Origin of the sequence: Levilactobacillus tujiorum, assembly GCF_012641185.1 — a bacterium.
In the GTDB taxonomy this organism is placed as follows: domain Bacteria; phylum Bacillota; class Bacilli; order Lactobacillales; family Lactobacillaceae; genus Levilactobacillus; species Levilactobacillus tujiorum.
In genome coordinates this window covers 29,005-42,640 of the sequence record NZ_JAAXLK010000002.1, presented here as the reverse complement: position 1 = coordinate 42,640, position 13,636 = coordinate 29,005, and the positions used below count along the sequence as shown (strand labels likewise).

The 13,636-nt window shown below is 46.2% G+C and carries 9 protein-coding genes and 2 tRNA genes; 4 read left to right on the top strand and 7 right to left on the bottom strand.

All coding sequences use genetic code 11. From position 1 onward, the window contains the following. The first annotated feature begins 31 nt into the window (after nt 1-31). Complete coding sequence (locus HF569_RS01045) at nt 32-712, top strand: EAL domain-containing protein (RefSeq protein ID WP_168901014.1); 681 nt, start codon at nt 32-34, stop codon at nt 710-712. Nucleotides 713-1,067: 355 nt separating this feature from the next. Beyond that, the gene (locus HF569_RS12490; protein WP_168901013.1) at nt 1,068-2,852 is read left to right on the top strand and encodes a SpaA isopeptide-forming pilin-related protein; all 1,785 of its coding nucleotides are present in this window, start codon (nt 1,068-1,070) and stop codon (nt 2,850-2,852) included. A gap of 128 nt (nt 2,853-2,980) precedes the next feature. On the opposite strand, the gene HF569_RS01035 is transcribed toward HF569_RS12490, so the two are convergent. Then, a tRNA-Glu gene (locus tag HF569_RS01035) sits at nt 2,981-3,054 on the bottom strand. Nucleotides 3,055-3,234: 180 nt separating this feature from the next. Here HF569_RS01035 and HF569_RS01030 point away from each other — a divergent pair. Next, nucleotides 3,235-3,307, top strand: a tRNA-Gln gene (locus HF569_RS01030). Nucleotides 3,308-4,399: 1,092 nt separating this feature from the next. Here the strand turns inward: HF569_RS01030 and HF569_RS01025 are convergent. Then, on the bottom strand, nt 4,400-5,215 hold the full coding sequence (locus tag HF569_RS01025; RefSeq protein ID WP_168901012.1) for a hypothetical protein: 816 nt from the start codon (nt 5,213-5,215) through the stop codon (nt 4,400-4,402). Nucleotides 5,216-5,313: 98 nt separating this feature from the next. After that, a complete protein-coding gene (locus HF569_RS01020; protein ID WP_168901011.1) occupies nt 5,314-5,508 on the bottom strand; it encodes a hypothetical protein in 195 nt (64 codons plus the stop codon). A gap of 394 nt (nt 5,509-5,902) precedes the next feature. Here HF569_RS01020 and HF569_RS01015 point away from each other — a divergent pair, with 394 nt between their 5' ends. Next, complete coding sequence (locus HF569_RS01015) at nt 5,903-6,160, top strand: hypothetical protein (RefSeq protein ID WP_168901010.1); 258 nt, start codon at nt 5,903-5,905, stop codon at nt 6,158-6,160. A 406-nt stretch (nt 6,161-6,566) separates the two neighbouring features. On the opposite strand, the gene HF569_RS01010 is transcribed toward HF569_RS01015, so the two are convergent. The 4 genes from HF569_RS01010 to HF569_RS00995 form a co-directional block, all read right to left on the bottom strand. Further along, entirely contained in the window at nt 6,567-9,587 is a 3,021-nt protein-coding gene (locus HF569_RS01010; RefSeq protein WP_168901009.1) for a YfhO family protein, read from the bottom strand. A 358-nt stretch (nt 9,588-9,945) separates the two neighbouring features. Further along, entirely contained in the window at nt 9,946-11,292 is a 1,347-nt protein-coding gene (locus HF569_RS01005; RefSeq protein WP_168901008.1) for a glucose-6-phosphate isomerase, read from the bottom strand. A gap of 131 nt (nt 11,293-11,423) precedes the next feature. Further along, nucleotides 11,424-12,290, bottom strand: a complete 867-nt coding sequence (locus tag HF569_RS01000; RefSeq protein WP_168901007.1) for a GRP family sugar transporter — start codon at nt 12,288-12,290, stop codon at nt 11,424-11,426. A 183-nt stretch (nt 12,291-12,473) separates the two neighbouring features. Further along, entirely contained in the window at nt 12,474-13,622 is a 1,149-nt protein-coding gene (locus HF569_RS00995) for a class I SAM-dependent methyltransferase (RefSeq protein WP_168901006.1), read from the bottom strand. Between the last annotated feature and the right edge of the window lie 14 nt (nt 13,623-13,636).

The following is a 13,636-nucleotide window of genomic DNA, read 5'->3' as shown; positions in this document are numbered from 1 at the left end:
AGACACTCTACGAAAGGAGGATTTTGTAACTATGTACCGTTACTTTTTACAACCCCAATTAGACGTCTTAAACAATTCTCTGATTGGTTACGAAATGTTGATTCGCCAACGTGTCGATGATAAGTGGGTTCTGCCCAAAAATTTTGAATCAATTCCGATTGATATTCAAGCCGACTTAATGACCAAAACGGCTAAAAAGTTAATGCTCAAAATTGGTTCAGTCTCCTTCAACGTCAACCAGAGTCAGTTCATTGATCCGACGATTGCCAAAGCCATCGTCGCCGCTCAAAAACAGATTTACCCAGTCAATTTGGTCCTCGAAGTGACCGAGGAAGTGACTGACGACCACATTACCAACCGACAAATCATCGATCAAGTCCACTACTTCGATCAACGTGGCATTCAGCTCAGCTTGGACGATGTTGGTACGGGCCTTAATACATACAAGCACCTGGAACCAATTCTCTCTTACGCCAGCGAAATAAAATTCGCCATGCAAAACTTTCGGCAAGAAGGCCGTACCGCCGAGATTCCCGAAAACCTGAAGTTCTGGAAAAAGATCGCTGATCAATACAAACTGCGGCTTATTCTAGAAGGCGTCGAAAATCAAGATGAAGCCGATATGGCAGATAGTCTGGAAATCGACCTTTGTCAAGGCTGGTTCTACGGCAAGCCACACCTCTTCAAACTCGACGGCGATAAATTCGATTAATCACGAAAGTCATTCTTAGAATGGCTTTTTTTCTTTGCTCTTTTTAGGGATTAGCATGCTTTACGCTCCCATCAGCTTAGTCGGTCAAAGACGTTGCGCCAGCAATAGTGGCAACGTTTTGCACTGATTAACAACCGATTTGCTATTTTTTCACCGCATCCTTTTAATAACCTACTTAACGCCCCACTTTCGTTCTTTTCTCAACCCCCGCCAACATGATTATCGCTATAGTAAATATCAGAGCAGTAGAAATAGTCACACAAGTAAGAAATTCTGATACCAGCTAGTCGCTTGACTTACTGAGCGCGCTTGCTAGTTGTTGGGATAATAGACGATTGGAGGAGAATTAACTACGATGCGAAAAAGAAAATCACACATCATCGTTTGCATCCTGATCGCTATTGTTGTCTGTCTTATCGGGGGGATTGGTGCTGGTGAAATCACTGCTCACGCCAGAAACATCGAGATCTCCGGTCTGGGTGAAAACGATGCAATTATTACGGATTCTAACGGTAAGGTCATTCCTAATGGGAGCGACTTGGGCAAATGGGATAACTATACGGTCGACTACAAATGGAGTATTCCGGACGGTGTCTCTATTCAAAACGGCGACACCGCCACCGTCACGTTCCCTCACAGTGCCGTTGGACGACGCGATATTACCTTCCCACTCTACGACGATAATGGGCAAAAGATCGGGACGTTTACGATTACAGAGGGTGAAAATACTGGCGTCATCACCTTCAACGATGCCCTCGCTAGTCCGGCAACTAACCGGCGTGGTGAGCTTCAATTCTACGTCAAGGGTAGTGCAGACAAAGAAGACGTTGGCGTAGACTGGGGAATTAATAAAATCGGTTGGGTGGCCGGACGTAATGCAGCCGGCGAGCCCACCCTGTTAACCTGGAATATTGCGTTTAACCCTAATGGCACCAACCTTGGTCAGACGGTCATTACCGATAACCTGGGGCCCGGACAAACCTTTGTCCCCGGTAGCGTTCACGCTCAGACCGGGGAATTCGATAATAATGGAAACTTTACCGCTGATGGCGGAAGTATCACACCGTCAGTTGATGCAGCCGGAAATACCATCATCCTTAGTTTTGACGATGTCACGACCGCCGTTAATGTCACCTACCATACCAAGCCAGATGTTTCCGGAACTGGTGGCACTTGGAAGAACAGCGCGATCTTGAACGGCCAAACTGTCAATTCACGAATCGTCTGGGGCGGTAGCGGTACCGGCAATGGCGACAACAATAACAATAATAACAGTGGAACTGAACAAGCTACTGGAGCTGTGACCCTAACCAAAACTGACAAGGCCACTGCTAAGGCGCTGGCGGGCGCCGTCTACGACTTACAGGATGCAACTGGCAAGGTCATCAAGGCTGACCTCACCACCAATGCCGAAGGGATCATTACCTACAGCGGACTAGCAGCTGGTAAGTATCAATTCGTCGAAACTAAGGCCCCAGCTGGCTATGAGTTGAGCCAGACACCCATTCCATTTGAAATCAAGGCTGACGACACAGCTACCGTCAACATCACAGCCTCGGATGTTAAAGAGGATACGGGGGGCACGTCCCTAGGTCCAACGGAGCCCGAGAATCCTGAAGATGAGAACCCCGAAGAACCTGAGAATCCAGGCGTAACGCCACCAACGGAACCGGAAAAACCAGGAACGAGTAATCCTGAAAATCCAGGGACAACGACGCCACCGAGTCCTGAGGTTCCAATTGTCCCAACGCCGACGCCTTCGGTTAAACCACCGAAGCCGACGAAACCGATCAAGCCAGTCAAGCCCACTAAGCCTGTTAAACCAGTGAAGCCTGTGAAGCCACTGGCAACACCTGGATCGGGCAGTAGCCATCACGCTTCGACCGGTGGCGCTGGTGGTTCCATCACAGGACCGGCCAACACTATGAACCACGCCGCAGGATCTGCCACGGCAAGCAACGCCGGTAACGCTGCGCCAGCCCCAGGGACTACCAAGCCCGCTGCACATGCACACTACGATGCTGGCAACACGCTCCCACAAACCGGTGAGCACAAGTCAGATGGTCTTATCCTGACCCTTGCTGGTTTAGCCCTGCTCATCACGACTGGGGGCCTCTGGTTTCATCAGAAGCGCCACTGATTCTGTCAAGCTAGGCAAGTAATGGTCGGAATACGGTTATTGCATAAACTAAGCCAAAAAGAAACGAGCTATAAACGCTGATAGAACAGCATTCATAGCTCGTTTCTTTTATCAAACATTTCCACTTATCACCCGCACGGGGCTCGAACCCGTAACTCCGCCTTGAGAGGGCGACGTCTTAAACCAGTTTGACCAGCGGGCAATGTCATTAACTAGGCAAGTACTAATGTACGCTATTCTCAGATAATTGTCAATCCTTCTCTGCATAAAATTACATTCAATTGGGAATTCATACAGTTTTACCAACTTTTTCAGAAAAATCGGTTGACACTAATATCCAAACAAGTTACTATTAAATAGTTGTTTCAGCAACAAGCCTTATTGGGTATTCGCCAAATTGGTAAGGCAGCGGACTCTGAATCCGTAATTTACTGGTTCGAGCCCAGTATACCCAATTGAATCATTTCGGTAGTCGCTAATCAGACGTGCAAACGTTGAGTTAGCGGCTTTTTTAGTGCATTAGACTTTATATGGATACTTGTGGATAACCCCCGTTTTTTTCATCAAAGTGTAGCCAAAAACGTAGCCACTTTTTCAGGCAATTCTCTTACCAAACACAGCTCTACATCAACTAAGAATCTAAATAGCTGGCAAGTTCCTGAGTTGGCTCATTTTTTCCTCATTTGCTATCAGCTGTAATCACGAGTTATCAAAAATACTGTGATTACGGCCTTTTTCACTGCTCTAATTTACCACTAATCGTCGTCCATTTTCATTAAGATTCAGGTCAAAAACTACCATTTCAGTAACGTCACACGCGAGGTAACAGGCAGTTTTGTTAACAGTTTTTACACGGTGTAATATCTGTATACAATATAAAAATAATAAACAGATCCCACAACCAACAACACTTGTAGTAAGAAAAATAGGATTTTTAAGATATTGTCAGTTGGGCTCCCCTCACCATATCTACTATCAATAGCTTCTGATTTTAATGCATAACTTGCTACGACACAGACTATTGGCAGTAAAAAAATAGTATATTTAGCATCAGTCAATGAGTCGACGCTACCAATTCCTATATGCACAGGGATCGCACTTTTTAAATGAGAGTATATGAACAACGAAAACATAATCTCAAGCGTGTACACCGCTACGAATACATAAAACGATTTCTTATAAAGAAAGCTAAATCTGCAATTGAACATAATGCTCCCCCGCTAACCCCTAATGAATTTGCGCCTCACAGTATACGCCACCAATCGTAAATTAAAAGCACAATACCGCGTGGTTTTTCGGTTGCTAAGCTTGCTAGCCATAACCGACAACTTGGATTTTGCATTATCTTCTGTGGATAACCATTGAAAGACATTCACATAACCAGACGACTTCCCCACCAGATCTGCAGCAACTAGCAATCTAAATGACTGGCATCTGAATCGTCCTTTTCTTATTCATAGCTGTTGTGTAAATATCTATCGCTGAGCGCCAAATGCTCGCGGTACCAAAAAAAGGCCACCCACGACGGGCAGTCTTCTCTTAATCTCTTAGTCAGTGTAGATCATACCAGCAAAATAGGGCTTGCCATTGACCGTGTAATTTGTCCAACTACCGCGATCTTCCTCACCGAAATTTCTTCCGCCAAGTGTATGACGATTGGTTATCTTAATCTGATACTTATGAGCACCTAGTTTTTTCCCAGGGATTCCCTTAATGTAGTGACGATATTGAACAGTGGTCGTATTGCCCTTAACCGTGGTCTTGGTCATCTTGATTGATGCGGTGGGCTTGAAATTATCCATAGTGTGACCACCATCAATCACCATCTCACCCATGGGGTCATACTTCGTCATAGCCGCCTTACTATAGTATTGAAGATAGTTATCCAAGGTGAGATAGAACGCCGAGCTATTCCCATAGTTAAACTGACTATCCCGCTTGAATCCCTTACCTGCTCGTAAGACCGTTCCCCGAATTGGGGCCTTTAATTTAACGTTCTTAAAGTTGGCCTTGGTCAATGGAATCGTCGGTCTAGTCGTAAATCTGAGCTTACTTAGCCGACTATAGTGCACCGCTCCAGAAGTGAATGAAACTTTAACTGCGCCACGACTAGAAGCTTGTTGTATCGCTGCCACTCGCAGCAGTGCCCCTTTCTTCTTCAACAGTGGTTTATACGTATTACCGTGTTTCTGATAAATGCCCACGTACATTGCTCTTTTAGTGCGCACATACCCCGACTGTCCCAAGTTTAAGTATTTACTCGATGCATTGGCCGTGGTCTCCGTTCCCACAGCACTTCCAACACCAATCGCTGCACTCAACAGCATCAGCGCAGTGACATATCTACATTTCAATTTTATCATGTTATTTCCCCCTACCTATGTATCGAACACCACTAGTGTAACGCTACTGAGCGCAAATAAAAACCATCCCTCAACTGAATGGATGGTCGGTCGTCGCTTTACTCCTCTTTTAGTTCTGTACGCCGATCTGCAATTAATTGTTCCAGCTCCTGTAAATCGTCTAACGTTGCCTTTTTGCGGATAAAACTGCGGGCACTAGAGCGTGCATTCAAGTAGCGGGTACGTTCTTTATGATGATCATTCCACTTTTTATTAGCCTTGGCACGGGCTTCAGTATATTCATTTTTAGCCATTCAAAAGTCTCCTAACATCACGCGATAACTGCTTATCAAATAAGCCCTCTGCTCTCGCCCAACAAAAATTTTATTTAACTCAGCCAGTGCACTACTCCTAGTTTGAGTGGGTGCGCCGGTATCTGTACCATTTGCCAACAAATGCCCCTATAGATCATTCAGACAAACATGCTAAACCTCCAAGTTTATTTTATCATACCTGATCTAACCATTCCTGAAGCGCCCATTTTAAGTCACCTACTCCATTCTATTGACCTTGCCCCCTAGCCCAGCATTGTGAGTAGTAGTCGCTAAGTCACAACTAACCATGACTCCCCGCCTAAATTTATACTAGAGACAACCCACTTGACGAATCGAACGCTCGTTCGTATAATCAATTTTGAGGTGATTAACTATGAGCCACTTAGCTATCAACGGAACGTTGCTGTCCGATCCTAAAGTATTGAAGCTAAATCCCCTACTACTCTATGTCAAACTGCGTACAACGACCGATGAGGAGCTAAACTGTCTGATCCATCAGCACGGCCTAAACTTCTTATACCAAGCTACCAGTGGCTCTCGTGTGGCGATTTATGGCCACTATAATGCCCGCCGGCAGTTTATCATTGAGAAATTCACGGTACTCACTAGCGCCAACGCAGTCGCCTCCTAGCCTATATGGTGGCAGCGTAGTCCTTGTTATAATTATCGTTATATACCATTAATAATTAAATAGACAAACTTCTTGTCTTTCACTGTTGTTTCATTTATGATAAAGCTACCGTTTGAGCCTAATCAGGAGGAACCTTACTCACCATGTTAGCCATACTCGGATACTTTATCACCCATCAGCCTTCAGCCACCCAGCAGAACAGGTCACGCGTATGATGGGAAAACGTCAGACACCACCCCATCATTATTTATTTGCAGAGGTCACTTTTCTTCTCATCTTGTTTTCCACTTTGATTTGGGATTTTTTCAATTATAACTAACAAAGAGGGTCACCACGCTGAATTGCATGGTGACCCCCTCGCTTACTCGTTAACTATCATTAATCATTCTTCAATAACATACATCGCCTAACGCCGACGCCGGTACCACCAGTAGTAGTAACTGCCAGCAATCAGCAAGCCTAGGACTCCCAACGCGGTCATCAACATTCCCACGCGTTGACCTGGCGTACGGTACGTGAGCACAATCTTATGGGTCCCAGCCGTCAAGCGGGCCCCCACAAAGCCAACATTGACCTTCGTAATCGGCTGTTGCTTCCCATCAACGGTTAACTTCCAGCCAGAGTTATACGGAATGGAGGTCGTTAAGACACTGGTCTGAGCGGCATGCGCCGTCCCCGTGACCCGATTCTCTTGCACGTTTAGTCCTTGCAAGCCTTGCTGTTGCAGGTGCGTCATCCGCTTAGCATATTGACTTCCAAATGGAACGGCGATCACCTTTGCCGATTTAAACGACAAGCTCTTCACGCCTTGGAACGTCAACTTAATATTGCGACGCGTCTTGTTCGAGTATCCCAGATTCAACAAAACATGGTGTTTTGGTTGATAATCCGACAAATTGGTTTGGCCTAACTGATTGAAACTCGACACGTTGTTGGACGTTGTCGCCGTCACTGAATAGGCCCCATCACTTTGGTTCCATAAACCTGAACGCAATTGATTAATCCGTTCAATCCCAGAGAATGCCTGATTACCAAACGCCTTCGTGTTCTTGGCAGCTTGGTACTTGTCACGAACGGAAAGGCGGTCGGCCTTAATCCCATCCAACTCTAGATACAGCTCAGTCCCCTTGGCCTGCTTAGGGTCGTTGAGGTGCAGTCTGTACGTAACCGGCATATTCTGGTTATCACTAATCATTTTGTGCAACGACTGCTGATTCGTTTGCTTATTTTGCGCAAGTGCCTGCCGGTTTTGCCCCGTAAGACGCTTCAACCGGGCCTTATCATCCGTAATATGAACCGCACGGTCTTGGTTGGTTTGCATCAAGGAAGACTTCGTGGTGGTAATCTTAGCCGGATCCATTTGATTACCCTGTTTCCGGAAAGTGGCTACTTGTTTCAAATTATCCAATACAGTACTTCTGTCAGCTCTAGTCTGATAACCTAAGTCCCGGCTATGACTCCGATAAGTCGCCGTCTTGACCCCTTTCACCTTCTGGTCTGTCAGGGCGCCGTAAGTCAGCGCTTGTTCTTTGTCACTCCCATTTAATTGGGCAAATTGCTTGGCACTTAACTGTTTCGTTTGCAAGTAAGCTAATGGTAAAGCGTACTTTGACTTCAAAATGACCGTATTATAATTGTTCCCCAAATCATGAACTGGTCGATCCTTGTAGGTCAACACCTTGCCGTTCTTTTTAACCGGCACATATCCATAAGGAAAGGCTTGGGTCTTCAACTGATTACTCCGGGCGAAGATATAGTTGACCCCCAACAAGTTACTCATGGTGGTCCGACTGTCTGCCTGATTAATAGGCTTATTCATCTTAAATTGTGAGTTCGCCAATTCTTCGCTGAATTCCCCGACAGACCCATCCTGAATGGAGAAGTAAGACATAATGTCATGCGCACCGAGGTTCATCCCCATGTTGGTCTTCGCGTCATTACTGTAGTAATAGTACTTGCTGATACTACTACGCTTAAACCCTGGCTGAGCCTTAACGTAGTCTTCAGCACCGTCATAAAAGTTCTTCTGGAACTTCGTCGCGACTCCCCGGTGAAGCAACTGATTGCTTGCCCCACCAGCGTTAGGACTGAAGTAACCATACCCGTTAGCAATGATGTTTACACACAACAATCCCAACAACGTCCAAATCACCCGGTGGCGGGACCACTGATAAAAGTGACCGACCGCAATCGCACCTAACGTCAGCAACAAGATGCCGTAGACGACTAAGTCATGCGTCTGATTGCTGAAAATAAATCCATTTGCTGCCCACACCAAGCCTAAGAGGACCAGGGTTCCCGCGATCATCGCCGAAATATCACTCCGGTCAAGCCGTGGCAACGCGTCAATGAAGTGCATGACTGCTAAACTGAAGGCTAAGCAGCCTAAGAGGAGCCAACGTTGCGATGGCGTCGTACCACCATTCATGATTGCCGCCACTTCTGGCAGCAACGAACCGACACCTAAGATTAACAGTCCAATATCGAACCACAAGTAACGGCGTGCATGGCGGACCACGTACATCAAGCTCAAGAAGGTCAACCCTGCAAGGCCGAGATTAGCCCAGAAACGCATGGGATTCCCCGTCGTAATTAACGCGTTAGGTAATCGTAAATAATAACTGATTGGGTAGATAAAATACCCATTAGCAAAATTCCCGGTAGCCCGCGTTGACGTCAGCACCCCAATCAAGGATGGGATAAAGAGAACGCCGGCCAACAAGAAGCCGAGTAAGCCAGCCCCAACCAGCTTAGTGATCAATGGCCACCCTTTTTGATGAATCGTTTCTCGGATGCTCAGATAGCGTAGCACCGCATAAAATAAGCTACCAATTGCCAGTATGTACGCAAAATAAAAGTTGCTAACCAGCGCTAGGCCCGTAAAAATCGCTAATGGTAACCACGTCTTCCCCGCGTAGATGTGGTCGATCCCGTAAGCCAGCAGTGGAAATAAAATCATGGGCAACAGGAAAAATGGGTGCCGAATGCTGACATACAAGGAATATCCCGTAAACGTATAAGTCAGTGTCCCGAGCATTTGGCTACCTGGTTTAAAATGACGCTGCCGTGCAAAGAGCATAAAGGCTAAGCCACTCACATAGAGTCGCAATAGGATCAATAAGTTATAACCCATTTCGATATGGTGCTTAGGGAAAAACCAGATTAGATAACTAAACGGATCACCTAATACATAATACGAGAAGGTGGTTAATTTATCTGCACCTGGCCCTAGATTCCACGACCACCCTGACAGGCTACCGCCGTGCAACCAAGTGTAGAACTTTTCCAGTACCGGGTAGTGTTGTGCCAAGCCATCCCCTTCCCAGATGAATGACTTGCCGGTCAGGATAAAGATCCCATACACGCCCACGACTAATCCGATAAAAATTAGCGTGTATAACCAATAATTCTTTTTTGAAACCTTCACTAATCTTCTCTCCCCTACAAAAATCATAGTTCTCCGATCAACTATGTTCATAAAAATTCTAATATCATTCAATTACAACTATACGGGCCCATTTCTCACATCACAAGGGGTTCCCACAATCTGTAACCAAATCTTCACCTGATGGTAGCCCGCCGTTGATGCTAATTATCACCTGACGATAACCTATTAATTCAGCCAGCCTGACGTTTCGCCTAAAATTAACTCAGCCGTTAATTCTAGCATACTCAATTAAATCGTTGCAAAATTATTTTTCATATCTACTATTTTGCCCGGCCGTAACCATGAAAAAGCCCCCGGCCCATTAGCGGACCGAGAGCTTCTCACAAATTATTTTAAATTAAAGACGTGCGTTTAATTCTTTACCTAATTTTTCAAACCCAGGCTTACCTAATAAGGCAAACATGTTCGTCTTGTAGGCTTCAACACCAGGCTGGTTGAATGGGTTGATCCCGTTCAAGTAACCTGAAATACCAATGGCAACTTCAAAGAAGTAGATCAGGTAGCCTAACGTGTAAGGCGTCGTATCTGGGATATGCACGCTCATGTTAGGGACACCGCCATCGGTGTGGGCCAAGACAACCCCTTCAAAGGCCTTCTGGTTTACAAAGCCCATGTTCTTGCCTTGTAAGTAACCCAGACCATCTAAGTCGTCCTTTTCAGTAGGAACATCAACATCGGTCCGTGGCTTGTCGATCATCACGACCGTTTCCATCAACGTCCGTTGACCTTCTTGGATGTATTGCCCTAAGGAGTGGAGGTCAGTACTGAAGTTAGCTGAGGATGGGTAAATCCCCTTTTGATCCTTTCCTTCAGACTCACCAGTCAATTGCTTCCACCATTCTGCTAAGTATTGCAAACGTGGTTCGTAGTTTTCCAGCAATTCTGTCGTGTAGCCCTTACGGTACAAGATGTTCCGTAAAGCGGCGTATTGATAAGCTTCGTTCTTGGTTAAGTCAGGATTGGTGTAAGCATCCTGCGCATCCGCAGCCCCTTGCATCAATTCGTCAATGTTAGCACCGGAAGCGGCAATTGGTAATAACCCTACGGCACTCAATACGGAGTAACGGCCACCAACACCATCAGGAATAACGAATGATTCGTAGCCCGCTGCGTTAGCTTCCGTCTTCAAAGCCCCACGCACCTTATCAGTCGTTGCGTAGATCCGTTCCTTGGCACCAGCTTCACCATATTTCTTAATCAGCATATCCTTGAAGATCCGGAAAGCGATTGACGGTTCCGTCGTCGTCCCAGACTTAGAGATCACGTTGACAGAGAAGTCCCGGTCACCAATCAGGTTAATCAGATCATGAACGTAGTCCGCACTGACAGAGTTGCCGGCGAAGAAGACTTGTGGTGCGTTCCGCTTTTCTGCTGGCAAGTAGTTAAAGAACGTGTCGTTCAAGAAGTCAACGGCCATCTTGGCACCCAGGTATGAGCCCCCGATTCCAATCACAACTAATACTTCTGAATCTGACTGGATCTTTTTGGCGGCTGCCTTGATCCGGGCAAATTCTTCCTTGTCATAATCCTTAGGCAACGTTAACCAGTCACGAAAGTCGCTCCCAGCACCGGTACCTTGGCGTAATTCGGCGTCTGCCGCCGTCACCATTGCTTGCATTTCTCCTAATTCGTTGTCATGAACAAATGGTTCAAGTTTCGAAAGATCAAAGGCGATATGTGCCATATTAAGAAAACCTCACTTTTATTGTTATTGACTAGTCCATTATAACGCAAACCACTGGAAAGTAAATGGTCTAGTCCAAACTTTTTTGTAAAGAAAAAGGTCGATAACCGTAGCTATCAACCAAATGTAAACTATTTCATTAAACCTAACGTAACCCCACCAACAACCACTAGTAATGAGCCAATTGTGATGTAGACCATTTCGCGACCAGTCTTCTTTTCACCCAGTAACCAAATGCTACCAAACGTTGAAATCACGATTCCGCATTGGGCCAGTGAATAACTGATAGCTAGACCAATCGATGGAATTGCCATAAACATGAAGAAGTTCCCAATTCCCCAAACAATCCCGGTCATGATGTTCTTGGCCGTGGCCTTGTGCATGACCTTTTGCCGTGAGAACAAGACGAAGATGGTGGCCCCTAAGATCATCCCCAAAGATTGTGGGAAGATGACCGTTTCGGCTTTCAACCCAGAAGCATTCACGATAACCGTGTACAGGACATAGCCAATCGTCGAAATGATAATCGCCGTAGCCCCTTTACCAGCCTGCATCGGTCGGCTAGCACCCGTTGACTGCGCCCGGGAGTCCCGTAATGAAGTCAAGGCGGCCCCAGCAATCAAGACGATCACCGCGATGGTTCCCATCGTCACCATCCGAGTAGTCTTCCATTCGTGGAACAGCAAGACCCCGGCCAACGCCGTACCGACTAACTGAAGTCCAGTTGAGATGGGAACTGTGCGTGAAATACCAATAAACTTCATGGATTGGAATTGTTCAAACTGCCCAACTGACCAGCAGAGACCTGACGCAATACCAACAATCATTGCCATTCCGGAAATTGCAGTGTGAAAATAAAAGACTGAAAATAGGCCAAACAGCACTGCCCCAGCAGTCATCCCCAACGTTTGTTGGTAAGACGTTCCACCTAATTTTCCACTGATTAATCCGATACTTCCCCAGCAAACCGTAGGGATCAAAGCTAGTAAAATTCCCATTTGTAAACCTCAACTCTCGTTTCAATTCTAATTACTTTCGTGTAAGCGTTTTTTATTTAGCAATAGTAAGTCTACTGTTTTCGGTTCTAAATGTAAACTATAAATACTTCAGAAAAACGCCAATCGTTGAATGGTCTAATCCAACGACTGACGTTTTTTCTGATTCTTTCAAAATATTTTCATTTATTCAACAGTTAACTGAACGCCCTTTAAGGCCTCGCTATGACGGTCAGCCTTATTCGTCAGAAAATCATTCGGTGACAGGAACGTATTGGAAACAGTTACATGACCGGTATAATTTTGAATTGCTGCGCTAATTGTCTCACGCAGCCGCTTCATCCCATAGGTAGGCGTGGTCGTCGTCACAACTAATTGTGAGCCTGACTTAGCCAGCTTCAAGGCCTGTTCTAACAGGTCCTGCAGGTCTTGTTCCAACGTGAAGGCCCGCTTCTTTCCCCGAATAAAGGCCGGTGGATTGATAAAGATCGTGTCGAAAGTCAAGTCGTGCTTAACCGCATAGTCCAAGTAATTGGCCACATCCATCGTCCGCATTTCCACGGCGGCCTGATCGAAGTTGTTGGCTGCCAATTGGGCCTGAACAGCTGTTGTTGCCCGGTTAGTGGGATCAACGGTCACTGCTTCGACCGCGCCCCCGAGCATGGCTGCCGTCACCAGCCCGGTCTCAGCACTATACAGATTGAGAATCCGGCGTTGTTGACTCGTCGCCTTGGCCCAAGCCCGAATATCACGGAACTCTAGCGCTAATTGTTGCCGACTCAACGACAAATCAACGGGGTACGTCACCCCATTCTCCAACACCTGCATAGGCTGTGCGTCCAGTTGGCCACTCACAACCTGTAAGTGTTCCTGACCAGGTGTTTCCGCCACAACGGTTTGGCCCTTGCCCACAATGCGTTCGAAGCCGGCGTAGATTAACTTAGCCTGTTGCTTCAGGGCATTGTTCTGCCACCGGAAGACATAGACGCCGTTGAAAACATCAACGACCAAGCCGCCTAAACCATCACCGGTACCATTGAACAACCGGTAAGCTGGGCTCTCTGCAAAAGCAGCCCGTTTGGCAACCGCCGCACGGAACTTGCCAGTGAAGAAGCGTTCATCAATGCTCTCATTTTCACGAAGACTCATGACATAGCCAATGCCCCGATGTTGCTTGGCAAAATAAGCCGTGGCAACAAAGTGACCATGATTTTCTAATTGGACCCAAGCACCATTGTCAAAGTCTTGGGCATTTTCTAAATCTGTTAAAGACACGATAGGATAGCCATCCTCAAACTTACGGACTGACTTCCCAGTAATTTGTACTCGTTTCAAAAGTTTCCTCCTTA